This is a genomic window from Promicromonospora sp. MEB111, from assembly GCF_030209445.1.
Classification (GTDB): Bacteria; Actinomycetota; Actinomycetes; order Actinomycetales; family Cellulomonadaceae; genus Promicromonospora.
Map to the genome: position 1 here is coordinate 180,932 of NZ_JARVSD010000014.1, position 25,065 is coordinate 205,996.

Sequence of the window (25,065 nt, forward strand, 5' to 3'; positions counted from 1 at the left end):
ATGAGGACCGATCACCCGCTACGCGACTTCCTGACGTCGCGTCGTGCCGCGCTTGAGCCCGAGGACGTCGGGCTGCCCCCGGCCACCGCGAGCAGACGGGTCCCGGGACTGCGCCGCGAGGAGGTCGCGATCCTGGCCGGGGTCAGCGTCGACTACTACGTCAAGCTGGAGCAGGGGCGTGTCGGGAACGTCTCCGAACAGGTGCTGGAGGCGGTTGAGCGCGCGCTACGGCTGGACCGGCTGGAGCGACTGCACCTGCGCGCGCTCCTCAACCCCGACAGCATCCATACCCGGCGGATTCCGCCCATCACGATGCGCGCCAGGCCGGCTCTGCTCTCGATGATCGAGGCACTCGACCCGGTACCGGCCGTCATTCATGGTCCGCACCTGGAGGTGCTGGGCATCAACCGGGCCGGCGCACTCCTGCTGGACGATTTTGCTGCCATGCCGTCCGGCGAGCGCAACATGGCCCGCTGGATGTTCCTGAGTCCGCGGGCCCGGGTGGTCTACCGGAACTGGGACGAGATCGCCCCGCAGATGGTTGCGATCCTGCGTAACGCGGCTGCCGCCGGCTCCAACGACTACCTCGCTGCTCTGGTCGACCACCTCACCGTGGCGTCGGACGAGTTCGCCCCGTACTGGGGCGACTACCGGCTCTTCGAGCACACGCACGGCGTCAAGCTCTTCTTCAACGAGGACGTCGGAGAGCTGCGCCTCAACTACGAGGCGCTCCCCCTGCCCGCGGACAACGGGCAGACCGTCATCGTGTACAGCGCGGACCGCGGGTCTCCGTCGGCGGAGAAGCTGCGTCTCATGTCCCGCGCCAGGACGGCTGAGCCAGCCGTTTCGACCGCGCTCCGAGTGTGAACGGCACCGGGCGGGCAGGTGCCTCGCCCGCCCGATGCCCCGTTCAACTTCACTCACCGCCAGGTCATGAGGCGTCTCCTGCTCCCGACGGCGAGACCGCGACGTCGTCGTGGTCCGTGGAGAGAGCGACCTCACGCCACGCGTCCAGGTCTGCCGCCACGGCCGTGAGCTTCGCCTCGACCGAGGCGACACAGTCCGAGCCGAGCTGCAGCCGCAGCGGTGCTCGGCCGGAGTCGATGGCGGACACGATCGCGGTGCCGGCCTTGACCGGGTCACCGGGCTGACCGTGGTTGACCCGCTCCGCGGTCAGCCGCATCGCTCCGGCCGGGCCCTCTGCGTAGTCGTCGATCGTGGCCGTGACGCGGTGCAGGCTGGAGGAGTCCAGGAAGTCGGTGCGGAAGTAGCCGGGCTCGACCAGCGTGACGCCGATCCCGAGCGGTGCGAGCTCCAGACTCATCGCCTCGGAGAAGCCCTCCACGGCGAACTTCGTCGAGGCGTAGATCCCCCACCCCGCCGAGCCCACGAATCCGCCGACGGACGACAGGTTGACGACGTGGCCCGACCGCTGCGCGCGCAGCACGGGTAGCACCGCACGCGTCACCGTCAGGACGCCGAACACGTTGGTGTCGTACACGGCACGCACCTCGACGTCGTCAGCCTCCTCGACAGCGCCCAGCAACCCCCGGCCGGCGTTGTTGACCAGCACGTCGACACGGCCGAAGGTCGCGACGGCGGCCTCGACCGCAGCCTGGACCTGGGCCAGGTCGGTGACGTCCAGAGCCACCGCGAGGAGTCGTTCGCCCGCGTCCGGGAAGGCGGCCTCGACTCCGTGCGGGTCACGGGCCGTGGCGACCACGCTGTGGCCGCTCGCCAGAGCGGCGCGGACGATCTCGATACCCAGGCCACGGGAGGCACCCGTGATGAACCAGACAGCCATGCGAACCACCTTCTCTCAGTGGGCGAGACCGTCGCCGGTTCGCTCCGTGAGCTCGAACATGTTGCCCCACGGGTCCCGGAAGAACGCCAGCCGTGCGCTGATGTCCTCGATCTCGAACGGCGGGTTCACGATGTCGACACCGCGCTCGCGCAGCGCGGCGAGCGTGTCATCGACGCTGTCGACGGACAGGCACACGTGGTTGTAGCCGCTGGCCGCCAGGCTGGCGTCCACGTCCTCGTAGACCGTCTGGGCGGCAGCCCCCGGTCCGGCGAGGATCTCGAGGTGGAACTCGTCCTGATCGGGCGGCATCACGTAGGCGAGGGTGAGGTCGCCGTAGGGCCAGGTCTGCAGGACCCGCCAGTCCATGGTGTCGACCCAGAACGCGCGAGCGGCCTCGAAGTCGGGGTACCGGATCGCGGTGTGGTGGCCGTGCATCGACGAGAAGGGTGAGCTGGTGTTGCGCGCGGGCGCGGCGGGCAGAGGCATTGATCTTTCCTTTCCGTGCTGAGTGGGCTCATGGTCTGGACCCACGACCATTGCAAGCCCGCACCCGGACCCGGCGGGAGTCCTTCGCTGGTACCCGTGATCCTGGCTTTGGCGGTACCACCTTGGATGTCGCCCTCAGGGTCGAGCGGCTCGTAGCGTCGGGGCCGAGCACTCCGCGCGGACGCGGCGCAGTCGTCGACGTCAGAGCCACTCCCTCGGGAAAGTTCGTCTTCGGGGTCGAGGACGGCCACGGAGAGGTGAACTACTTCACGGAGAAGGCGCTCCGGCTCGCGCGGGGCGAGACCCCTGAGTCAGGGGACGAGCAGCCCCGCTTTCCGGTGGCCGCTCGCACGAGGAACGCCAGGCCCCGGCAGCGTGGAACGACCCGTCCGGTCAGCCCGGCTCGATGGACCCGGTGATCTCCCGGCCTGCCCGTGTGGGTCGCTCCCGGCGTCAGGGCCCGTTCACGCGCCCAGGCTACGAGCGATCGATGACATGGGCGTCGAGCTCGGCGGGCGGCTGAGCGAGGCCCGGCCCGCCGCCGCCGAGCCACGCCCCCAGCGCATCGGTCACCCGGTCTCCGGCGAGACGTTGGAACCAGACCGGCCGCGCGCCGCTCGCGCGCCCGGCGGCTGTGGGGCGCGCGACGACGACATCGCCGCGGTTGCACTCGTCCAGGCACTCCGACAGGGTCAGCCGCGCGACACCCTTGGCCTGAAGGATCCGCAAGCGTGCGAGCTGCCCGCCGGGCAGGGGGTCGAGATCGCCGAGGGTCTCTCCGGCGCAGAGGCTGCAAGCGGTGAGACCTGGCGATTCGGCGAGACGTTCTGCCGGTGCGGGGGTCGTGGTCACCGGAGGAGGATACCCCCATCGGGTATGGACCCCATACGTCCTGTTGCCCCATTCCGTGTCCATACCGTTACTCTTGGGCTCGCCATGAACCTGACACGTCCCGCTCGCGCGCTGCTCGCCGAACCTCGGCGTGGGGTCACGAGCGTCCTGGCCGTCATGTTCCTCGTGCTCACCGTCGTGGGTGTGCAGCCGCTGTGCGGCGTCCACCTGGACGAGGCCGGACACACCCACCGGGAGAGTGCCGTCGGGCAGCTCGCGGCATCTGCCGTAGCGCCCGCCGAGGCCGGAGGGCCCTCCGGTCACCACGGTGACGACCCGAACCACTGCTCGGAGAACCGCACGGTGACGGCCCGGTACGACCGGACCGTGTCGCCCTCCGCAGACCTGGCCGGAGAGCCGGACCTCGCCCTGCGGTGGCTGGTGCCCGACATCGCGCACACCCAGCGCGGGGCAGCCTCCGGCGTGGCCGTCGCAGCCGCACCGTCGCTGCATGCCCTGGGGATCTCCCGGACGTAGACCACCACACCCCTCGACACCACCCCACCGGGGTGTCGACCGGTTTCGCGCGCCCCGAACCCGGGGACGTGTGTGTGGTTCTACTCCGATCCGAAAGGTCCCAGCTTTCATGGAGCCCAGCTACAACCCTGACCCGACCGTCCGCGGTCGTGGTCGTCACCGGGCGGTCAGCCGTCCCGTCCTGGCCGACGTCGCCCGAGCCGCCACCGAACAGGTCACGACGCTCGCCGGGAGAACCGCCGTCGCGGCCGCGGCCGGTTCCGGCGTGCTGCTGTCCCTGGTCGCGACCCCCGCCCAAGCGGCCCCGGCACCCGCATCGGTCACCACGTCCCTGGCCGGCAAGTCCGTCCAGGGCGCCCTCAACACGGCAGACCTCAACGCCCTCGCGGCACAGGCCAAGGAGTCCGTCGCCGCCGCGCCGGTCGTGACCGTGGCCAACGACGCCGAGCTGAGGGTCGAGAAGGCCGCCGTCTCGGTCGTCTCCGCGGCGGAGAACGACGAGTACCAGGCACAGCTCGCCGCCGAGGCAGAGGCAGAGGCTGCCGCGGAAGCGGAGGCCGCCGCCGCGGAGGCTGCCGAGGCCGCGCTCGACGTCCCGGCCTCGGCGTCCGGCTCCGCCGTGGTGTCCATCGGGATGCGGTACCTCGGGGTGCCCTACCTGTGGGGCGGGTCGACCCCGGCCGGGATGGACTGTTCCGGGTTCACGTCCTACGTGTACGCCCAGGTCGGGGTCAACCTGCCCCGCACCTCGTCCGAGCAGCGGTACGCCGGGCCGGAGGTCTCGTGGTCCGAGGCGCAGCCCGGTGACCTGATCTGGTCGCCCGGGCACATCGCGATCTACGCCGGCGACGGCATGCAGATCGAGGCGCCGGTGCCGGGCCAGACGGTGCGCTACACGCAGATCTGGCAGTCCAACCCGACGTTCATCCGCGTTCTCTGACGCGCTCCGCGTGAGGGGCGGGCTCCGGCCCGCCCCTCACGCCCCCCGCCTTCGACCCTGCCGATCCCCAGGAGAAACACCCATGGCAACACCGACGCGAGCACGGTCCAGGCGGGGCCGACACCGCAAGGGCAGGCACTCCGCCCCGACGAGCGGACCGCTGTCCGCGGTCACGGGGCGGTGGCCGTTGACGCTCGGGGTGGGGATCGCTCTCGTCGCCACCACCTCGGTCGCGGTGGCGACCGCGGGCGGGCCGGGAGGCGAGGTGCACGACCGGCCCGGAGCCGCCGTCGCGCTCACCGACCCGTCGTCCGACGCGGAGCAGGCAGCGCGCGACCGCGAAGGTGGCGCCTCGCGCAGCCAGGAGCGTGCACCACGTGGAACGGCCGACGCCGGCATCACCGTTCCTCAGGACGCGACGATGTCCGGCGGGGAGCGCGCGCCCGTAGAGGTCGAGGCTCCGCCCGTCCTCCCGGGCTGCGACGGCGAGGCAACCGGTGCTGGGGTCAACGGCAACCTGCCCGACGACGAGCTGTGCGACCTGTGGAACGGCTACCCGCCGATCCGGGCCGATGCCGCCGTCGCCCTGGCCCGTCTGAACCAGGCCTACACCGAGCGGTTCGGCGAGGCGCTGTGTCTCACGGACGGCTACCGCAGCTATGCGCAGCAGGTCACCGCGAAGGCGCAGAAGCCCACGCTGACGGCGACGCCGGGTCGGTCCAACCACGGCTGGGGCCTCGCGGTGGACATCTGCGCCGACGGCTACGCGGGCGAGCGCTGGGACTGGCTCAAGGCGCACGGCCCGGAGCACGGCTGGGACAACCCGGCGTGGGCGCGGGCCGGCGGCTCCGGACCGTACGAACCGTGGCACTGGGAGTTCACGGCGGCGTGATGCCGAGCGGGTGACGCCGCACGCCGCCTGCCCCTAGTCCGCCGCGGCCGCCTTCTTCCGCCGCCGCGCCCCCGCCGACCGCGGTGGCGTCTGCCGCATGTGGTCCCGCGCGCGGGCGAGGATGTCCGCGAGCGTCTCGACGTCGGCGCGGGTCAGCGGGGCGAACAGCAGGTCGTCGAGCACGGCGACGTGCCCCGGGAAGACCTCCGCGAGCACGGCGCGCCCCTCCTCCGTGATGGTCACGGTGACGCCGCGCTCGTCGTCCGACGACTGCGACCGGGTCACGAGGCCCCGCTTCTCCAGCGTCTGGGCCTGGTAGGTCAGCCCGCTGCGGCTGTAGACCACGCCGTCGGCCAGGTCGGTCATCCGCCGGCTGCCCGTCGGGGAGTCCCCGAGGGTCGCCAGGAGCTGGAACTGCACGTAGCTCAGGTCCCCGGCGTCCCGCAGCTGTTGCTCGACGGAGTGCTTCAGCAGGCTGCTCGCCTCGATGAGGGCGAAGTAGGCGCCCAGCTGCGTGGCGTCCAGGGGCGGCGGGGTCGAGGTCACGTCTCCAGCCTAGCCAGGCCCGCCGATACTTCCAACTCGAAGCACTTGCTTCGAATTGGAAGCGGTGCTAGCGTGCTCATCAGTTGCTTCGAATCCGAAGCATTTGACCGAAGGGAACGACATCATGAAGGCAGTTCGGTTCCACGAGACGGGCACCGCCGAGGTTCTGCGCTACGAGGACGCCGACCAGCCGGTCCCCGGCGCCGGCGAGGTGCGCGTCCGGGTCGCCGGGTCGGCGTTCAACCCGGCCGACGGCGGCATCCGCGGCGGGTTCCTGCCGTTCCCCGTCGCGCTGCCGCACGTGCCGGGCTACGACGTCTCCGGCACGGTCGACGCGCTCGGTGACGGCGTGGAGGGCCTCGCCGTGGGCCAGGACGTCGTCGGCTTCATCCCGATGATCGCCGACGGCTCGGCGGCGCAGTACGTCGTCGCCCCGGCGGCCGACCTGGTGGCGGCCCCGACGCGCATCCCGCTGGCCGACGCCGCCGGGCTCCCGTCCGTGGGCCTCACCGCCTCGCAGGCGCTGTTCGAGGCCGGCGGGCTCCAGGCCGGTCAGCGGGTGCTGATCAACGGTGCCGGCGGCCCGGTGGGTGGGTACGCCGTGCAGCTCGCCAGGCGCGCCGGCGCGTACGTCGTCGCCACCGCGAGCCCGCGCAGCGAGCAGGCCGTCAAGGCGGCCGGCGCGGACGAGGTGATCGACCACACGACCACCTCGGTGCTCGACGCGGTGACCGAGCCGGTCGACGTGCTGCTCAACCTGGCCCCGATCACCGCCGAGGGCTTCGCGGCCCTGGTCGCCCGGGTCCGCGACGGCGGCGTCGTCGTCTCCACGACGCCGACCGTGACCACACCCGGTGACGAGGCGCGCGGCGTGCGCGCGGTCACCGTCTTCCTGCACCCCGACGCCGACGTGCTCTCGGGCCTGGTCGCCCTCGTCGACAGCGGTGACCTGCACGTGGAGATCGCCCGGCGCGTGCCGCTGAGCGAGCTGCCCGCGATCCACCGGCAGGCCGACGCGGGGCAGGTCCACGGCAAGGTCGTGGTCGTCCCGCCCGCCGTCTGAGAGAACGGGGACCCCGCCGGGCCCGGAGCGGAAGCTCCGGGCCCGGCGGGGTCCGTGCGTGCCTGTGGGCGGGTCCTCAGCGCACCATGCTGTTGTCGTGCACGGCCGCCAGCCGCGACCGCACGCTGAGCAGGGTCTCGATGATGAGGTCCTCGCGCCCGTCGCCGAGCCGGCTGATCGGCACCGCGACGCTCATCGCGTCCACCGCGTGGTGGCCGAAGGGGAGCGCCACACCGAAGCAGCGCACGCCCATGCACGACTCCTCGCTCTCGGTGGCGTACCCCTGGTAGGCCGCCTGGTCGATGATCTCGAGCACGGCCTCCTTCTCGGTGGTCGTGTGCGGGGTGATCGCGGCGATCGACTCGGGCACCAGGTCGCGGCGGGACTCGGCCGGCATCTCGGCGAGCAGGGCGCGCCCCAGCGACGTGGCGTACGCCGGGAGCCGGCGCCCGACGGCGGAGTGCATGCGCAGCGGGTGCACCGACTCGCGCTTGGCGGTGTAGATGACGTCGGCGCCGTCGAGCCGGCCCAGGTGGACCGTCTCCTGGGTGGCGGCGGCCACCTCGTCCAGCACGGACTGGGCGCGGGCCAGCACGGGGTCGCCGTCGAGGTAGGCCGAGCTCACCACCAGGGAGTGGATGCCGAGCTGGTAGACGCTGCCCGTGGGGTCCGTCTGCAGCCAGCCGCGCTCGGTCATGGTCCGCAGCAGCGCGTGGAGGCTGCTCTTGGGGATGTTGAGCCGGTTCGAGAGCTGCAGCTGAGTTCCGGGGCCGCGGGCGGCGATGTCGTCCAGCAGGTCCAGGGCGCGGGCGGCGGACTTGACCGGCCCCGCGTCGGCGGCGCCGTTCGTCTCCCTCTTGAACTCCTTCTGAAGCTGCATGAACTCTCCTCTGGTCCTACCACGGTGCACCGGGCCCTCCCCGGGGGTGAATACGACACTACCGCGAGTTCGCATACATGGACAGGTTTCCGCCCCTTGACCCGTGAGCCGGATCACGTCTATCTTCAGACCAGTTCACATAGACGAACGCAGTTCACAGACGAACGCGATTCGCAGACCGACCGAGGGGCAGCTACGTGATCCAGGTTCGATACTCGACATCTCCGTCCAGCGCGGAGACGGCCACCACTGCGGACCTGCGAGAGAGCTTCCTCGTCGCAGACCTCTTCGAGAGCGGCGAGGTCCGGGGCACCTACACCCACGACGACCGGATGGTGATCGGCGGGGCGGTTCCCGACACCACCGAGCTCGCCCTGCCGGCCTGGTCCGACGTGCTGGGCACCGAGTCCCACCTCGAGGGCCGCGAGCTCGGCATCATCAACGTCGGGGCCGCCGGGCACGTCGTGGTCGACGACGAGAAGTACGAGCTGGAGCACCTCGACGGCCTCTTCGTGGGGCGGGGGAGCGAGGTGTCCTTCGGCGGTGCCGACGCCGCCTTCTACTTCGTGTCCGCCCCGGCGCACGCGACCTACCCGACCCAGGCGCTCAGCCACGGCGAGATCGAGCCGGTCCCGCTGGGCACGGCCGAGGCGGCCAACGAGCGCAACCTCTTCCGCTACGCCTGGGGCCAGGAGCTCAAGACCTCCGTGCTCCAGTTCGGGGTGACCGTGATCGCCAGCGGCTCGGTCTGGAACACGTTCCCGCCGCACCTGCACGACCGCCGCACGGAGATCTACTGCTACGTGGACCTCGACGAGCAGGACCGCGTCTTCCACTTCATGGGCCAGCCCGGCGCCACCCGCCACCTCGTGCTCCGCAACCGCGAGGCCGTCATCTCCCCGCCCTGGTCGGTCCACGCCGGGGCCGGCACCGGGTCGTACGCCTTCATCTGGGCGATGGCCGGCGAGAACAACGTCTACACGGACCTGAGCCCCGTGGCGCTGGAGGACCTGTGACCACCGACCCGGCCGCCACGCCCGCCGGTGAGGCGCGCTCACCCTTCGACCTGCACGGCAGGTGCGCCGCGGTGACCGGTGCGGGGCGCGGCCTCGGCCGGGCGGTCGCGCTCGGCCTCGCCCGCGCGGGGGCCGACGTCGTGCTGCTGGGCCGCCCGGGCAACCAGGACGAGACGCGCGACCAGGTCGTCGCGCTCGGTGCGAAGGCCGACGTCGTGGACCTCGACGTGAGCGACCTCGACGCGGTCGAGCGGGTCTGCGCCGAGCTGACCGGCTCGCGGCAGATCGACATCGTGGTCAACAACGCCGGGATCATCGACCGCGAGGACTCCGTCGACGTCAGCCGCGACTCCTGGCAGCGCGTGCTCGACGTCAACCTCAACGGGCTCTTCTTCCTCACCCAGCAGCTCGGCCGGCCGATGGTCGAACGCGGCCACGGCAAGGTCGTCAGCATCGCCAGCCTGCTGTCCTTCCAGGGCGGCCTGCGGGTGGTGTCGTACGCCGCGAGCAAGCACGGGGTGGCCGGGGTGACCAAGGCGCTGGCCAACGAGTGGGGGCCGCACGGCGTCCAGGTCAACGCGATCGCCCCGGGCTACATGGTCACCGACAACACCACCGCGCTCCGCGACGACGCGGACCGCTCACGCTCCATCCTCGAACGCATCCCGGCCGGCCGCTGGGGCACCGCCGAGGACGTCGCCGGAGCGGCCGTCTTCCTCAGCTCACCTGCCGCCGACTACGTCAACGGTCACGTCCTGGCCGTCGACGGAGGCTGGCTGGCCCGCTGAGCCCGTCCCTCCCACATCAGTTCCACCGCCGGACACCGGCACCGAACGAAATCGAGGAAACGACAATGAAGTTCACCTCTCGACACACTGCCGCTCGAGGCACGGCCGCCGTCCTCGGCGTCGCGCTGGCGGCCGCCGCACTCACGGGCTGCACCGAGACGGCCGCCGGGGGCGGTGGCAGCGCCGAGGGCGGCGCCGCCTGCGACCCCGCCGACGTCACCCTGGTGGGCCAGGTGCGCAACGAGTCCAACCCCTACGAGGCCTCGTGGCTCGACGGCGGCGACGCCTTCGCCGAGCAGGTCGGCCTCACCCAGGAGCGGCTCACCTACGACGGCGACTCGACGCGTCAGCAGGAGCAGATCAGCCAGCTCCTCGCCGGCGACACCGAGTGCCTCGTCATGAACATCCTGCCCAACGGCGACTCCGACACCCCGCCCATCGTCGAGGGTGCCGAGGAGGCCGGCGCCTACCTGGTCACCCAGTGGAACAAGCCGGCCGACCTGAACGTCACCGACTACGACCACTGGCTCTCGCACATCACCTACAACGGCGTGGAGTCCGGCAAGCAGATCGGCGACGCGCTGGCCGAGGCCATCGGCGGCTCGGGGGGCATCATCGCCCTCCAGGGCATCCTGGACACCGGTGCCGCCAAGGACCGGTTCGCCGGGCTCGAGGAGTCGCTGGCGGCCAACCCGGACGTCGAGCTGCTCGACGACCAGACCGCCAACTTCTCCCGCGCCGAGGCGCTGGAGGTCACCAAGACGCTCCTCACCAAGCACGGCGAGGACGTCAAGGGCATCTGGGCCGCCAACGACGACATGGCGCTCGGCGCGCTCGAGGCGCTGCAGCAGGCCGGCCGCGACGACGTGGCCGTGGTCGGCATCGACGCCGTGCCGGACGCGCTGACGGCGATCGAGGACGGCACCATGACGGCGACCGTCTCCAGCGACGGCCCCTGGCAGGGCGGCATCGGCCTGGCCATCGGCTACTGCGTGGCCACCGGCGAGCTCGCCGTCGAGGACATCGCCGACGAGGACCGCGCCTGGTTCGCCGAGCAGTTCCTCATCGAGCAGGACAACGTCGCCGACTTCGTCTCCCCGGAGACCGACGAGGCCGACTTCGCCTGCGACAACCTCTTCAGCCGTTCGCAGGGCGCGATCTCGTGACCATGGCACCCCCCGCCGAAGCCGACACCGACGTCGTGCACGCGCAACGCCCCCGGCCTCGGCGGGGGGTGTCCCTGCGGGACGCGGGACCGCCGATCGCGCTCGTCGTCATCTTCGGGATCTTCGCGATCCTCAGCCCCGGGTTCCGCACGCTCTCCAACGTGCAGAACGTACTGGACGCCGCGGCGGTCCTCGCCGTCGTGACCATCGGCATCAGCTTCGTGCTGATGATGGGTTCGATCGACCTGTCCGCCCCCGGGATCATGGGTGCGTCCGCCATCACGGTCGCCCTCCTGGTCGCCAACAACCGCAACGACAACGACTGGGGTCTGCTCGGGGTCGCCGTGGCGGTCCTGCTGGCCGCCGCGCTCGGCTGCCTCAGCGGGCTCGCCCTGGTCGTGCTCAAGGTGCCGTCGTTCATGGCCACCCTCGGTGTCTCCGCCGTGGGCCTGGGTGTGGCCACTCTCCTGTTCGCGGGCGTCCAGCCCAACGTCTCCGACCCGATGCTGGAGGGCTGGGCCGTGGACCGGTTCCTCGGCCTGGCCCACCTGACCTGGATCGCGCTGGCCTGCGTGGTCCTGGGCGCCCTGGTCCAGCGCTACTCGCGCCTGGGCCGGTACGCCTTCGCGATCGGCGGCGCCGAGGAGGTGCTGTCGCTCTCCGGCGTGCGGGTCGCGCCCTTCAAGGTGGCGGTCTTCACCATGGCGGGCGCGTTCTACGGCCTGGCCGGCGTGCTGGTCACCAGCCAGCTCAGCGCGGGTCTGGTTCAGGCCGGCAAGGGCTACGACTTCTCGGCCATCACGGCCGCCGTCGTCGGCGGAACCCTGCTCACCGGCGGCCGCGGTGGCATCCTCCACTCCACGGTCGGCGTGCTGCTGGTGACCGTCCTGACCAACGGCCTCGTCCAGGTCGGGGTGAGCCCGTACTGGCAGGGCGGTGTACAGGGCCTCATCGTCGTCGCGGCCGTCGCGGCCGCCGTCATCCCACAGCGTCGTAGGAACCAGGTGACCAAGTGACAACGAACCTGCGGACAGAGACCGCACCCCGCGTGCCGGAACCCCGGCACGCCCTCGAGGTGCGCGGACTCGTCAAGCACTACCCGGGCGTCAAGGCGCTCGACGGCGTGGACCTCGTGGTGCGCCGGAACGAGGTGCTGGGCCTGGCCGGCGAGAACGGCGCCGGCAAGTCCACGCTGCTCAAGGCGCTGGTCGGGCTCGTGCGGCCGGACGCCGGCGAGATCTGGGTGCGCGGCGAGAAGGTGCGGCTGCGGAGCGTCGTCGACGCCGCCGACCACGGCATCGGCATGGTGTTCCAGGAGCAGTCGCTCGTGCCCAACCTCACCGCCGCCGAGAACATCGTGCTCGGCAGCGAGGGGCCGGGCGTGCGCCGCGGCATCTACCGCTGGGGCACGATGCGCCGGCTCGCGCAGGAGCAGCTGGACAAGATCGGGTCGCACATCGACCCCCTCGCGCGCACCGACACCCTGAGCTTCGCCGACCGGCAGATGGTCGAGATCGCCAAGGTGCTCCGCATCGAGGAGCGCACCTCGCACCCGCCGGTGATCATCCTCGACGAGCCCACCTCGGTGCTGGAGTCCAAGGAGATCGAGACCCTCTTCACCCAGGTGCGGCGGCTGCGCGAGTTCGCGTCCGTCGTCTTCGTCTCGCACCGGCTCGACGAGGTGCTCGACGTCTGCGACCGGGTCGCCGTGCTGCGTGGCGGCCAGTCGGTGGGCGAGGTGCCCGCCGAGGGCGCGGCCCCGGCCGAGCTGCACCGCATGATGATCGGCTCGACCGGGTCCGACGACCACTACCACGACGGCGCCGCCGAGCGGTCCGACGAGCCCCGCAGGCCCCGCCTCGTGGTGCGCGGCCTGTCCGGCAGGACGTTCCAGGGCGTCGACCTGGACGTCCACGCCGGCGAGATCGTCGGCATCGTCGGCGTGCACGGCTCCGGCCGCGAGGACGTGTGCCGGGCGCTCTTCGGCGCCGAGCCCACCACGGCGGGCGAGGTGGAGCTCGACGGCAAGCGGCTCGACCTGTCCGGCACCCGCGCGGCCTGCGCCGCGGGCATCGGGTACGTCCCGGCCGAGCGCAAGACCGAGGGCATGGTGGGCCCCATGTCGGTGGCCGACAACATGACGCTCACCAAGCAGCAGGCCCGCTGCACCGGACCCGTGGTCCGGCCGCGCAAGCAGGCGACGCTGGTGGACACGTGGATCGACCGGCTCTCGATCCGCACCCCGCACCGGGGCACCGCGATCCAGCGACTGTCGGGCGGCAACCAGCAGAAGGTGGTGCTGGCCCGCTGGCTGGTGGCCGGCGACGTCCGGCTGCTGCTGCTCGACCACCCCACCCGCGGCCTCGACGTCGGGGCGCGCTCGGAGGTGTACCGGCTCATGCGTGAGCTCGCCAACAGCGGCGTGGCCACGGTGCTGCTGGCCGACAGCCTCGAGGAGGCGATCGGCATGTCCGACCGGATCATCGTGATGAGCGATGGCCGCGCGACCACGGAGGTCGCCGCTCCCACGGGGAGCAAGCCGACTCCGCTCGACCTCGTCAAGGAGATGGTCTGAGCATGTCCACGCCCGTCCTCACCCAGCCGGCCCCCGGGCCTGCCTCCGAGCCCGCCGTCAAGGGCCGGCCGACCACGGCCCAGCGGCTGACGTCGTTCATGCCGGTCATCGCGCTCGTCGTGCTGCTGGCGGCGCTCACCATCGCAGACCCGAGCTTCCTGACCACCAGCAGCCTCACGGCCGCGGTCCGCACGTCGGCGCCGCTCGTCGTGCTCGCGGCCGGCGCCACCCTGGTGGTCCTGTGCGGCGGCATCGACCTGTCGATCGCCGCGCTGTGCTCCCTGGCGACGGTGTTCTTCGCGCTGTGGCTGCCCGACCTCGGGGGGCTCACCACCCTGGCGATCATCGCGGCCACCGGCGCGATCGGGGCGCTGCAGGGCGTCGCCCACGTGCTGCTGCGCATCCCGTCGTTCATCGTCACGCTCGGCGGCATGAGCATCTTCACCGCGATCGCGCTGGTGATCTCCGACGCCGGGCCGATCCGGGTGATCGACCGCGACGCCACCCACTGGCTCACGCTCTACGTGGCCGGCGTGGTGCCGATGTCGTTCTTCGTCGCCCTGCTCGTCGTGGTGGCGGTCTCCCTGGTGGTCCGGTTCACCCCGCTCGACGCCTGGATCCGCGCCACCGGCTACTCCGAGTCGGCGGCCCGCCTGGGCGGCGCCCCGGTCGACCTGGTCAAGGTCGCCGCGTTCACCGTCTCCGGCGCCTGCGCCGGGCTGGCCGCCGTCATGCTGGTGTCCCGCAACTTCAGCGGCAGCCCGACCATGGCCGACAACCTGCTGCTGCCCGCGGTGGCTGCCATCGTGGTGGGCGGCACCGCCATCACCGGCGGCCACGGCTCGCTGTGGCGCAGCCTCGCGGGGGCGCTCGTGGTGACCCTGCTGCGCGTGGGGCTGCCGATCGTCGGCGTGCCGTCGGCGTACGAGCAGATCCTCTACGGCGCGATCATCGTCGCCGCCGTCGCGCTCACCCTCGACCGGTCGAAGGTGCTGATCATCAAGTAGCCGCGGCCCACCTCGCCCCGAACCACTCCTGAGAACCCCGACACCCCGGAAGGCTCCCCATGTCCGAGAACTCCCTTCTCCTGCCCGCCGTCTCCTCGTTCCTGTCCTCGCCCAAGCAGCTGCTGATCGACGGTGAGTGGGTGGACTCCAAGGACGGCAAGACCTTCGCGACGGTGAATCCGGCGACCGAGGAGGTCCTGGTCCAGGTGGCCCAGGCGTCCGCGGTCGACGCCGACCGGGCGGTCACCGCCGCCCGCAACGCGTTCGAGTCGGGCTCACCGTGGTCGAAGATGACCCCGCGCGACCGCTCGCACCTGTTGTGGCGCATCGGCGACATGATCGACGAGCGCACCGAGGAGTTCGCCCAGCTGGAGTCGCTCGACAACGGAAAGAGCCTCGCGTCCGCCCGGGGCGACGTCGGCGTGGCCGCCGAGCTGTTCCGCTACTTCGCCGGCTGGGCCACCAAGCTGGAGGGCACGACGATTCCCATGTCGGTGCCCGGCCGGGACTTCCACGCCTACACCCGGCGTGAGGCCATCGGCGTCGTCGCCGGCATCGTGCCCTGGAACTTCCCGCTCACGATGGCCGCCTTCAAGATCATCCCGTCCATCACGGCGGGCAACACCGTGGTGCTCAAGCCGGCCGAGCAGACCCCGCTCACCGCGCTCCGGCTCGGCGAGCTGCTGCTGGAGGCCGGCCTCCCGGCCGGTGTGGTCAACGTGCTGCCCGGGTTCGGCGACGCGGGCGCCGCCCTGGTGGACCACGCCGGCGTCGACAAGGTCGCCTTCACCGGCAGCACCGAGGTGGGCAAGAAGATCGCCGCGGGTGCCTCGAAGAACCTCAAGAAGGTCTCGCTGGAGCTGGGCGGCAAGGCGCCCAACATCATCTTCGCCGACGCCGACCTCGACGCCGCGATCGCCGGCGCCGCCCTGGCGGGCTACTTCAACGAGGGCCAGTGCTGCGTCAACGGCTCGCGCCTCTACGTGCAGCGCGAGGTGTTCGACCAGGTCATCGAGGGTGTGGCCGCGGCGGCCAAGGCCATCCGGGTCGGCGACGCGTTCGACCCGGCGACCACGATGGGGCCGCTGGTCTCGCAGGAGCAGCACGAGAAGGTCATGGGCTACGTGCGGGGCGCGGTCGCCGACGGCGCCACGATCGCCGCGGGCAGCGCCGGCCCGGCCGCCGACCGCGGCTACTTCTTCTCCCCGACCCTCATCACCGACGTCACCGAGCAGATGGCGGTCCAGACCGACGAGATCTTCGGGCCCGTCATCACCGCCATCCCGTTCGACAGCGAGGACGAGGTGGTCGCGGCGGCCAACAACACGGTCTACGGCCTGGCCGCGGGCGTGTGGTCGCGCGACCTGAGCACGGCCCACCGGGTCGGCAGCAAGCTCCGGGCCGGCACGGTCTGGCTCAACACCTGGCACGCGGACGACGTCACCCTCCCGCGGGGCGGCTTCAAGCAGTCCGGCTGGGGTCGCGAGCTGGGCTCGTTCGGGCTGGACGACTACACGGAGCTCAAGACCGTCATCGCCGAGCTCCGGTGAGCCCGCGCCGCCGGCGCTGACGCCGCGCGGACCGAGCAGCACCACCGGGAACGTCCCACGAGGACCGAACCCACCCACCCGACAACCAGCAGGAACCACACAGGAACACAGCAACACCCAGTGACAGGTCTGGGCGGCCGACCCCGGGGCGGGGGATCGGCCGTCCGGGCTGCCTTCATGTCCATGAGAACCGTGCGAAAAGGGATCAACGATGAACCTGTTACGCAGACCTGACCGGCGCCACCACGCGCGTCGCTCCCGCCGGGCACGCCTGGCGGCCGTGCTCGCCGCCTCCCTGGCGGTCGTACCCTTCCTGGGCGGCGTCGCCCAGGCCGCACCCGCAGCAGCGGCCTCCGCGCAGGCCGCGCCCGGGTCCGTCGACGACGGCGTGCTGCGCGTGCTGCTGTTCTACAAGTCCAACTTCCACGCCTCGCACGTCCAGGCCCGTCAGGCCATCCGTGACCTGGTCGCGGACCTGGGCGTCGAGTACGGCCAGCCGGTCGAGATCCAGGAGACCGACGACCCCGCCGCCTTCACCACGGCGAACCTCGCGACCAAGGACACGATCGCGTTCGCCCAGACCGGTGGCGTGCTGTTCAACGTGGACCAGCGCGCCGCGCTGGAGGCCTACATCCGCGGTGGCGGCGGCTACCTGGGCCTGCACTACGCGGGCTGGTCGGTCGGCCAGAGCGAGCACGACGTGAACCCGTTCTACGCCCGGCTCGTGGGCGCGGCGTCCGAGGGCCACCCCGAGAACCCCGCGGTGCGCCCGGGCCGCGTGGTGGTCAAGGACACCTCGCACCCGCTGACCCAGGGCCTGCCGGCCGAGTTCACCCGCAGCGACGAGTGGTACGACTGGCTGGTCAACCCGGCGCCCAACGTACGCACCCTCCTGAACGCCGACGAGTCGTCCTACGGCGGGGGCAACAACGGCACGAACCACCCGATCACGTGGTGCCAGGAGATCGACTCCGGCCGGTCGTGGTACTCGGGGATGGGGCACGAGGGCACGGCGTACGCCGAGGCCCCGATCCGCACGCAGATCAAGAACGGCCTGGCCTACACCGCGGGCCTGCTCCCGGCCGACTGCTCGGCGCCGAACAAGGCCGAGCAGGGCGCCTGGAGCGGCGTCACGCCCTGGCCGCTGGTGCCGATCAACGCGGCGCTGACGTCCGACGGCAAGGTCCAGTCGTTCGGCAGCGTCTCGTCGGGCTGCACCGACAACACGCCCTACGACTTCTACGGCAACTCGTGCGTCACGCAGGGCGGCCAGATGGAGATCGACGTCTGGGACCCGGACGAGGAGCGCACGACCGCCAACGTGAACGACGGCATCGTCACGAACTCCACGTACACCGACCTGTTCTGCTCGATGCAGGTCCAGATGCCGCACCGGCGGGCCACCATGACGGTCGGCGGTGACGACGGCCTGGGCGGCAACGCGCCCAACGACGCCGCCATCGGCGTCACCAGCTACACGACCAACCAGGGCCTGCGCAACGAGGCCCCGATGAACTACCCGCGCTGGTACCCCACGGGCACCACCCTGCCCGACGGCTCCGTCGTGGTGCAGGGCGGCAGCCTCAAGGGCGGCCCGGGCGGTCCCGGCGTGCTGACGCCGGAGATCTACACGCCGGACGAGGGCAGCTCCTGGAAGCTGCTGGAGGGCGCCACCAGCGCGGCCACGTACGGCGACGGCGGAGGCGGCAACGGGCCCGACGAGAACCGCTGGTGGTACCCGCGTGCGTTCGTCGCGCCGGGCAACGGCAACGTCTTCAACATCACCGGCACCCAGATGTACGAGCTCGACCCCTCCGGCGACGGTGAGGTGACGCTCCGGGGCACCCTGCCCGCGGACGTCGCGAACCAGGGCGGCCTCGGCAACCCGGTCGGCGCCACGTCCACCGCCACGATGTACCGCCCCGGCAAGATCCTGCAGGTCGGCGGCGGCTGGTGGGCCAACGGCGGCGGTCCGGACGGCGCCCGCGCCGGCTTCACCGTCGACATCACCGGCGGCACCGACGCGCCCGTGGTCGAGGCGACCGAGCCGATGCAGTACGCCCGGCACTGGGCCACGTCCACGGTGCTGCCCGACGGCGACGTGATCGTCACCGGCGGCTCGCGCGACAACAACGGCAACGGCGGCTACGTCACCAGCGCCGAGATCTGGGACCCCGACACCGGCGAGTGGACCACGGTGGACGTGCCCTACGAGCACGCCCGCCTGTACCACTCGACCGCGCTGCTCCTGCCCGACGGCCGTCTGATGGTGGGCGGCGGCGGTACGCCGGGCCCGCGCAACTACACGGACGTCGAGTTCTACTCCCCGTCGTACCTCTTCGACGGCGACGAGCCGGCGGTGCGTCCGGAGGTCACGGGCGTGCCGGAGAAGGTCGGCTACGACGGCACGTTCGACGTGCAGGCCGACGTCGACGTCTCCCGGGTCACCCTGGTCCGCAACGGCTCGGTGACGCACGGGTTCAACAACGACCAGAACTTCCAGGACCTGGCGTTCGCCCAGAACGGTGACACCCTCACCGTCGAGAGCCCGGTCGACGGCACGTACGCCCCGCCCGGTGCGTACATGCTCTTCGTCTTCGACGAGGACGGCACGCCGTCGGTGGCCGACATCTTCCAGATCGACCCCGAGGTCGAGATGGACGCCCCGGCCCCGCACCTGGTCGACCAGATCGAGTACCCCCGCCTGCCCGCGGAGTGGCGTTCCGCCAACCCGCCGGCCGTCGTGGACGTCGCGCCGGGCAACGGCCGGATGTCCCCGTGGGAGGTCGACAGCGAGGTCCAGCTCGTCCGTGCCGCGGCGCCCAGCCAGGGCGGCCTCGGCCTGACCGGCTATCACCTCGCCGTGGGCAGCGAGGGCAGCCTGACCCGCACGGTCAAGGGTCTCGACCCGGGCCGTGAGTACCGGGTCTCGCTGCGCTACGCCCGCGACAGCCGGTCCGCCGGCACGGCACCCGGCACCGCCGACCTCTCGGTCGGTGACCTGTCGACGACCCTGTCGGCGGGGGCCAACCTGTCGTCGCAGACGGCGTTCGGCACGTACGTCGGGACCTTCGTGGCCGGGGCACGGTCGCAGGACCTGACCATCTCCGCCGGGGACTCGGGCGCGGGCGTCATGATCGACGACCTGGTGATCGTGGGCTCCGACGCGGGCGCCTCCGACGTCCCCGTGCACTACGCCTTCGAGGAGAGCTCCGGCACCCGGGCCGCCAACACCGGCACGGACGGGTCCGTGGGCGCTGCCACGCTCACGGGGACCACCGGCTGGAGCGAGGACGGCGTGTTCGGCGACGCCCTCGACCTCAGCGGCGGCAGCAACGCCAACGCGGTGGACCTGCCGGACAACCTGCTCCAGGGCGAGGAGAGCTTCACCACCTCGTTCTGGGTGCGGCCCGACACGAAGACGGGCTGGACCGGCCTGTTCCACATCGGGGACGGGCTCGAGGGAGCCGGCAGCTTCTTCCAGATCCAGATGCAGACCAACGCCGCCGGTGCCACCGGTCTCGCGGCCACGTTCAAGGCCAAGGGGAACGCGCTGCAGGAACGGGTCTACGCGACGCCGACCCGTGACGTCGTGGCGGGCGAGTGGAACCACGTCGCGTTCACCCGTCAAGGTGCGACCGGCACGCTCTACCTGGACGGCGAGCCCATCGCGTCCCGCGACGACCTGACGATCGACATGTCCGACGTCGGGCCGACGGCCAACAACTGGCTGGGGCGCAACGGTTTCCCGGACCCTGCCTACGACGGCCTCATGGACGACGTCCGGGTCTACACCTCGGCGCTCGGTGACGACGCCGTGGCGGCCCTGTACGCCGACGGCAGCGCGCTCGCCACGACCACCACGGTCACGGTCGAGCCGGGCTCCCCGTCGCCGTTCGGCGAGCCGGTCACCGTCTCGGGTGCCGTCGCGGCCGCGAGCGGCGGGGCCCCCACGGGCGTCGCCGAGCTGTGGGTCGACGGGTCCCGCGTGGGCGGGCAGGTCGACGTCGCGGCCGGCGCGGTGCGGTTCACGGACGTGGCGCTCTCGCCGGGCGACCACGAGGTGCAGATCCGCTTCCTCGCCGACGACGGGTGGCGCGACTCCGCGCAGACCGTGGAGCACACGGTCGAGCGGCCGCCGCCCGGCGAGGGCACGCCGATCCACTACACCTTCGACGAGGGTCAGGGATCGACGGCGGCCAACACCGGGCTGGACAGCTCGGTCGGGGCGGCGACGCTCACCGGGTCGACCGGCTGGTCCGGTGCCGGGAAGTTCGGCGGGGCGGTCAACCTGCCCGGCGGTGCGTCGGGCACGGGCAACCAGGTCGAGCTGCCGGACAACATCGAGGCCGGGATGGAGGGCGAGTTCAGCGTCTCGATCTGGGCTCGCCCCGACGCCCTGCCCACGTGGGTGCCGCTGCTGCAGATCGGCAGCAGCACCGACACGTTCTTCCTGCTGCAGTCCAACACCCAGACCAGCGGGGCCACCGGCTTCGCGGCGACGTTCAAGGCGCCCGGCACCCCGGGCAGCGCCCAGGAGCGTCTGGTGCTGGGCCAGGGCAACGACCTGCCGCTCAACGAGTGGACGCACGTGGTGTTCACCCAGAGCGGCTCGGTCGGGAAGATCTACTTCGACGGCGAGCTCCAGGCCACGCGCGACGACTTCACCGTCACCATCGGTGACGTCGGGGTGGGCGGCCAGACGACGACCAACCTCATCGGCGGGACCAGCTGGCCCGACGGCCGCTGGGACGGCCTCGTCGACGACTTCCGGATGTTCGGTTACGAGCTGACCGCCGAGCAGGTGGGCGACCTCCACGCCGGGACGGCGTCGAACACGGCCCCGGTGGGTGCCGCCGACGCCTACGGCACCGTCGAGGACGAGCCGCTGGAGGTGGCGGCGCCGGGGCTCCTGGCGAACGACACCGACATCGACGGCGACGACCTGACCGCGACCGGGCTCACCCAGCCGGCGCACGGCGACGTCGTCCTGCAGGCGGACGGGTCCTTCACGTACACGCCCGAAAGCGGGTACTTCGGGACGGACACGTTCACCTACAAGGCCTCCGACGGCGCGGCGACGTCCGCGGCGACGACGGTGACCATCACGGTGGAGGAGGGCGAGCAGCCGCCCGTCAACACGGCTCCGGTGGCGGGCAACGACGCCTACTCGGCCGTGGGCGGTCAGCCGCTGACCCTCCCGGCGCCGGGTGTGCTGGCCAACGACACCGACGCCGACGGCAACGTCCTGACCGCGACCGCGGTGACCCAGCCGGCCAACGGCCGGGTCACGCTGGAGGCGGACGGGTCCTTCACCTACACCTCCGACGACGGGTTCTCCGGCAAGGACGTGTTCACCTACAAGGCCGACGACGGGGAAGACCTGTCCGCCGCGGCCACGGTGACCGTCACGGTGAAGTCGCCGACGGTGACGGCGGTGGCCGGCGTGGCCCTGCCCATCACCTACGGCACGGCGGGCACGGTCTCGGTGGCGGTCTCACCGGCCACGGCCACGGGTGCGGTCGAGCTGCGCGACGGTGACACCACCCTCGCGACGACCACGATCGCGGACGGGCGAGGAACCCTCGTCCTGCCGGCCACCTCGCTGAAGCCAGGGGTGTACGACCTGACCCTGCGCTATGCGGGCGACGCCGACCACAGGGCCGCGACGTCGAAGGTCCGGGTCGTGGTCGACAAGGTGGTGCCCACCATGGAGATCACCGCGAAGAAGTCGGGCAAGAAGGTGGCCGTCGAGGTCTCCTTCACCGCCGCGAACGAGGTCCCGGTGACGGGGCAGGTGCGCATCGCGGTGAAGGACGGCCAGACGCTCCTCGGGACCATTCAGAACGGGCTCGCCCGCTTCGAGGTGGCCCAGCCCAAGGGGAAGGACCTGACGCTCACGGCGTCCTACCTCGGCAGCGAGCTGGCGCTCGCGGCGGAGACCAGGGTGACCGTCAGGGTGAGGTAGAAGAGGGACGGGCCCGGAGGACGTGTCCTCCGGGCCCGGCCCGATCCGCTTCGAGACCCGGGGTTTCTTCGCTTTGAGCGACCTCAAAGCGAAGAAACCCCGGGTCTCGAAGCGAGCTGGATGTCAGTCGTCGGCGAGCGACGCGACCACTCCGGCGCGGCTCTCGTCCTCGCTGGCGAGCACGCCGCCGTTGGCGACGATGTCGGGGGTGATCTCGCTGAAGACCATACGGACGTCCTGGCGGCGGGCACCCAGGATCTCGACGGCGCTGTCGGCCACGGCCTGGGCGAATGCGCGACGCTGCTCGATCGAGCGGCCGCGCAGCAGCTCGACGGTGATGTTGGGCATGTCTTCCCTCCGGTGGCGGCCGCCCCGCAGTTCACGGCTGCGACCTTGATTCAGTGACGTGAACCACCGTACGCGTAGCGCACCCCGAAATCCATGGTCTCGGGTGCATCGGTTCACACTCTTGACACTAGTTCGACAGGCTGGTTTGGTGTGCGGGCCAGCTCCACTCCCCAGGAGTCACCATGAATCGCACGACAACGATCCGTCGCGCGGCCCTCACCGGCCTTGCCGCCGCGGGCCTCGTGGCCCTCGGGACGACGACGGCGGCGGCCCACGTGACCATCACGCCGTCCACCACCGCAGCGGGCGCCACCGCCGTCCTCCGCGTCGAGATCCCGCACGGCTGCGAGGAGTCGGCGACGACCGCGATCACCATCCGGGTCCCCGAGGAGGCCACGGACGTGACCGCCTCCGGCACGGACCGCTGGGCGGTCGAGCAGAGCCCGGACGGCCTGACCTGGACGACCGACGAGCCGCTCCCGGACGGGGAGCACGCCGAGGTCGAGTTCTCCGTGCGCCTGCCCGACGACGCCGGCGCGACCCTCGTGTTCCCGATCGTCCAGCAGTGCGAGGTGGGGGAGGCGGCCTGGACCGAGGTCGCCGAGCACGGGGACGGGCACGACGCGCTCGAGCGGCCGGCGCCGGTCCTCGTGGTGACGGCGGGCGACGCCGGGGCGGCCGCGGACGCGACCGCCGAGCCGGTCGCCGAGCCTGCCGCCGAAACTTCTGCCGAGCCGGGTGCGGAGCCAGTCGCCGAGCCCGCCGCGGAGCCGGCCGCCGCCGAGGCCCGCGGCTCTCTCGTCACCTACGGTGCCGCCGGGCTCCTGGCCGCGGGCGTCCTGGTGGGCGGGGCGGTGCTGCTGCGGCAGCGCCGACGCGGATGACCCGCCGGACCGCGGGGCGGCGCGCCGGCGGCTGGCTGCTCCTGCTCGCCGTCGCCTGGGCGCTCCTGCTCGGGTCGGCGAGCCCGGCCGCGGCCCACGCGACGCTCATCGGCACCGACCCGGCGCAGGGCGCGGTGCTCGACGTCGCCCCCGAGCGCGTCACCTTCACCTTCAACGAGTCCGTGATCGGCGTCCCGGCGGGCATCAAGGTGTTCGACGCGACCGGTGAGGAGGTGGCCTCCACGGCCACGGTCCGCGCGTCGCGGCTGCTGGTCGACCTCGACGGCGAGGTCCCGGACGGCACGCTCGTGGTGGTGTGGCGGCTCGTGTCGGAGGACGGGCACCCGATCGGCGGCTCGCTGAGCTTCGCCGTCGGCGCGCCCAGCGACGTGGTGGACGTACCGACCGGCGCGGACGCGGGCACCGACGCGCCCGTCCTGCTCGGCGTGGTCCGCGGGGTGGGCTACGTGGGCCTGCTGGTGGCCGCCGGGACGGCGGCCTTCACGGTCCTGTTCCTCCCGCGCGACCGCATGGCCGACCGGTCACGCACCCGCCTGCGTCCCGTCGCCCGCACGGCGGCCGGCGTCGCCGCCCTGGGCTGGGGGCTGGCCGTGCCGCTCGTCGCGCTCTACCAGCTCGGCCTGCCGGCCTCGGCGATCACCGACGGCTCGACCTGGTCGGCGCTCGCGCCCGCCGAGTACGCCGTCCCCGCCGTCGTGGTCGCAGGGCTCGCTCTCGCCGCCTGGTCGCTCCCCGCGGGTGCGGCGCCCGACCGGACGCGGGTCGTCCTCGTGCTGGCCGGCTGTGCGCTCGCGGTCGCCGCGCCCGCCTTCACCGGGCACACGCGCGCCGCGACGCCCGAGGCGCTGGTGATCGGCGTGGACGTGCTGCACCTCGCCGCGGGAGCCCTGTGGCTCGGCGGCCTGGTGGCGGTCGCGCTCGTGCTCGGGGACCTCGCGCGCGGCGACGCCGGCGCCGTCGTGCTCGGCCGCTTCTCCACCTGGGCCTCGGTCCTGCTGGCCGTGCTCGTGGTCGCCGGGACGGTCCTGGCCTGGCGTGTCGCCGGGAGCTGGGGCGCGCTCGTCGACTCCGGCTACGGCGGCCTCCTCCTCGTCAAGGTGCTCGCCGCGCTGGTCGCGATCGGGATCGCCGCGTGGAACCGGTTCGCCCTGCTGCCCCGCCTCCGGACGGCACCGCGCAAGGGCCGTGCGGCGCCCGCCGCCCTGCTGGTCCGGACGGCGCTCGCGGAGGCCGGCGTGCTGGTGGTGGTCCTGGTCGTCACGGGCTTCCTGGTGGACCGGAGCCCGGAGTCCGACACGACCGTCACCGCGAGTGAGGAGCGGGGACCGAGTGCCGAGGAGTCGGTGCGGCTGGACGACATCTCGGCGCGGATCACCCTGGACCCCCTCGCCGTCGGGCCCGCCACCCTCACCATCGAGATGACCGACACGGCCGGCGAGCCCGTGGAGGGCTATGAGGCCCCGCGGATGAGTCTGGCGTCCGACGAGGTGGAGCTCGGCGAGGTGACGCTCAGCTCGCTCGGCCCGGGCGTCTACGCGGGCGACCTCGTGCTGCCGACCACGGGCGAGTGGGAGGTGCAGGTGTCGCTGCGCACCACGGAGTTCGACAACCCGGTGCGGACGGTGACGTTCGTCGTGCCGTGACGGGTGCGGGCTGCGTCGGCCACGAGCGCGGACCGGGTGAACTCCCGCGCGATCCTGGCCGGCACCATCGAATCCGGGCGATCCTTCACCTGACGCCGGACCTGACCGGCTTCTACCGAG

General features: G+C 72.1%; 21 protein-coding genes. 15 read left to right on the plus strand and 6 right to left on the minus strand.

Annotation, left to right across the window (positions count from 1 at the left end):
• Positions 1-867, plus strand: a complete 867-nt coding sequence (locus QRN56_RS18115) for a helix-turn-helix transcriptional regulator (RefSeq protein ID WP_285105551.1) — start codon at positions 1-3, stop codon at positions 865-867.
• 64 nt (positions 868-931) lie between these two features.
• On the opposite strand, the gene QRN56_RS18120 is transcribed toward QRN56_RS18115, so the two are convergent.
• The 3 genes from QRN56_RS18120 to QRN56_RS18130 form a co-directional block, all read right to left on the minus strand.
• Positions 932-1,804 carry an oxidoreductase gene (locus QRN56_RS18120; RefSeq protein WP_285105552.1) on the minus strand — a complete coding sequence of 291 codons (873 nt, stop codon included), beginning with the start codon at positions 1,802-1,804 and terminating at the stop codon, positions 932-934.
• A gap of 15 nt (positions 1,805-1,819) precedes the next feature.
• Positions 1,820-2,290, minus strand: coding sequence for a VOC family protein (locus QRN56_RS18125; protein ID WP_285105554.1), 471 nt, complete (start codon positions 2,288-2,290; stop codon positions 1,820-1,822).
• A gap of 477 nt (positions 2,291-2,767) precedes the next feature.
• Complete coding sequence (locus QRN56_RS18130; protein WP_285105555.1) at positions 2,768-3,142, minus strand: hypothetical protein; 375 nt, start codon at positions 3,140-3,142, stop codon at positions 2,768-2,770.
• Positions 3,143-3,226: 84 nt separating this feature from the next.
• Between QRN56_RS18130 and QRN56_RS18135 the strand changes: the two genes are divergently transcribed.
• The 3 genes from QRN56_RS18135 to QRN56_RS18145 all read left to right on the plus strand — a co-directional run bounded on the left by QRN56_RS18135 (position 3,227) and on the right by QRN56_RS18145 (position 5,490).
• A complete protein-coding gene (locus tag QRN56_RS18135) occupies positions 3,227-3,658 on the plus strand; it encodes a hypothetical protein (RefSeq protein WP_285105557.1) in 432 nt (143 codons plus the stop codon).
• A 109-nt stretch (positions 3,659-3,767) separates the two neighbouring features.
• Positions 3,768-4,598: a C40 family peptidase gene (locus tag QRN56_RS18140; protein ID WP_285105558.1), complete on the plus strand. Its 831-nt coding sequence runs from the start codon at positions 3,768-3,770 to the stop codon at positions 4,596-4,598.
• A gap of 82 nt (positions 4,599-4,680) precedes the next feature.
• A complete protein-coding gene (locus QRN56_RS18145; protein WP_285105560.1) occupies positions 4,681-5,490 on the plus strand; it encodes a M15 family metallopeptidase in 810 nt (269 codons plus the stop codon).
• A gap of 33 nt (positions 5,491-5,523) precedes the next feature.
• Here QRN56_RS18145 and QRN56_RS18150 read toward each other — a convergent pair whose 3' ends face one another.
• Entirely contained in the window at positions 5,524-6,036 is a 513-nt protein-coding gene (locus QRN56_RS18150; RefSeq protein ID WP_285105562.1) for a MarR family winged helix-turn-helix transcriptional regulator, read from the minus strand.
• A gap of 124 nt (positions 6,037-6,160) precedes the next feature.
• On the opposite strand from QRN56_RS18150, the gene QRN56_RS18155 reads away from it, so the two are divergent.
• Positions 6,161-7,099: an NADP-dependent oxidoreductase gene (locus QRN56_RS18155; RefSeq protein ID WP_285105564.1), complete on the plus strand. Its 939-nt coding sequence runs from the start codon at positions 6,161-6,163 to the stop codon at positions 7,097-7,099.
• 76 nt (positions 7,100-7,175) lie between these two features.
• On the opposite strand, the gene QRN56_RS18160 is transcribed toward QRN56_RS18155, so the two are convergent.
• Positions 7,176-7,979 (minus strand): IclR family transcriptional regulator, encoded by an 804-nt coding sequence (locus QRN56_RS18160; protein WP_285105566.1) that lies wholly within the window; start codon positions 7,977-7,979, stop codon positions 7,176-7,178.
• A gap of 197 nt (positions 7,980-8,176) precedes the next feature.
• Between QRN56_RS18160 and kduI the strand changes: the two genes are divergently transcribed.
• From kduI to QRN56_RS18200, 8 genes are all read left to right on the plus strand, one after another.
• The gene (gene kduI / locus QRN56_RS18165) at positions 8,177-8,995 is read left to right on the plus strand and encodes a 5-dehydro-4-deoxy-D-glucuronate isomerase (RefSeq protein ID WP_285105568.1); all 819 of its coding nucleotides are present in this window, start codon (positions 8,177-8,179) and stop codon (positions 8,993-8,995) included.
• Positions 8,992-9,783 carry a 2-dehydro-3-deoxy-D-gluconate 5-dehydrogenase KduD gene (gene kduD, locus QRN56_RS18170; protein WP_285105570.1) on the plus strand — a complete coding sequence of 264 codons (792 nt, stop codon included), beginning with the start codon at positions 8,992-8,994 and terminating at the stop codon, positions 9,781-9,783. The genes kduI and kduD overlap by 4 nt, the downstream gene beginning before the upstream one ends.
• 65 nt (positions 9,784-9,848) lie before the next feature.
• Positions 9,849-10,949 (plus strand): sugar ABC transporter substrate-binding protein, encoded by a 1,101-nt coding sequence (locus QRN56_RS18175; RefSeq protein ID WP_285105572.1) that lies wholly within the window; start codon positions 9,849-9,851, stop codon positions 10,947-10,949.
• A 2-nt stretch (positions 10,950-10,951) separates the two neighbouring features.
• On the plus strand, positions 10,952-11,965 hold the full coding sequence (locus QRN56_RS18180; protein ID WP_285105913.1) for an ABC transporter permease: 1,014 nt from the start codon (positions 10,952-10,954) through the stop codon (positions 11,963-11,965).
• Positions 11,962-13,524 carry a sugar ABC transporter ATP-binding protein gene (locus tag QRN56_RS18185; protein ID WP_285105574.1) on the plus strand — a complete coding sequence of 521 codons (1,563 nt, stop codon included), beginning with the start codon at positions 11,962-11,964 and terminating at the stop codon, positions 13,522-13,524. The genes QRN56_RS18180 and QRN56_RS18185 overlap by 4 nt, the downstream gene beginning before the upstream one ends.
• Before the next feature lie 2 nt (positions 13,525-13,526).
• Positions 13,527-14,531, plus strand: coding sequence for an ABC transporter permease (locus QRN56_RS18190; protein WP_285105576.1), 1,005 nt, complete (start codon positions 13,527-13,529; stop codon positions 14,529-14,531).
• A gap of 59 nt (positions 14,532-14,590) precedes the next feature.
• Positions 14,591-16,081, plus strand: coding sequence for an aldehyde dehydrogenase family protein (locus tag QRN56_RS18195; protein WP_285105577.1), 1,491 nt, complete (start codon positions 14,591-14,593; stop codon positions 16,079-16,081).
• A 211-nt stretch (positions 16,082-16,292) separates the two neighbouring features.
• A complete protein-coding gene (locus QRN56_RS18200) occupies positions 16,293-22,049 on the plus strand; it encodes a LamG-like jellyroll fold domain-containing protein (protein ID WP_285105579.1) in 5,757 nt (1,918 codons plus the stop codon).
• A gap of 123 nt (positions 22,050-22,172) precedes the next feature.
• Here the strand turns inward: QRN56_RS18200 and QRN56_RS18205 are convergent, their stop codons facing one another.
• Entirely contained in the window at positions 22,173-22,397 is a 225-nt protein-coding gene (locus QRN56_RS18205) for a tautomerase family protein (protein ID WP_285105580.1), read from the minus strand.
• Positions 22,398-22,579: 182 nt separating this feature from the next.
• Here QRN56_RS18205 and QRN56_RS18210 point away from each other — a divergent pair, with 182 nt between their 5' ends.
• Positions 22,580-23,281, plus strand: a complete 702-nt coding sequence (locus tag QRN56_RS18210) for a DUF1775 domain-containing protein (RefSeq protein WP_285105581.1) — start codon at positions 22,580-22,582, stop codon at positions 23,279-23,281.
• Positions 23,278-24,945 carry a copper resistance protein CopC gene (locus tag QRN56_RS18215; RefSeq protein ID WP_285105582.1) on the plus strand — a complete coding sequence of 556 codons (1,668 nt, stop codon included), beginning with the start codon at positions 23,278-23,280 and terminating at the stop codon, positions 24,943-24,945. The genes QRN56_RS18210 and QRN56_RS18215 overlap by 4 nt, the downstream gene beginning before the upstream one ends.
• The last annotated feature ends 120 nt before the right edge of the window (positions 24,946-25,065 follow it).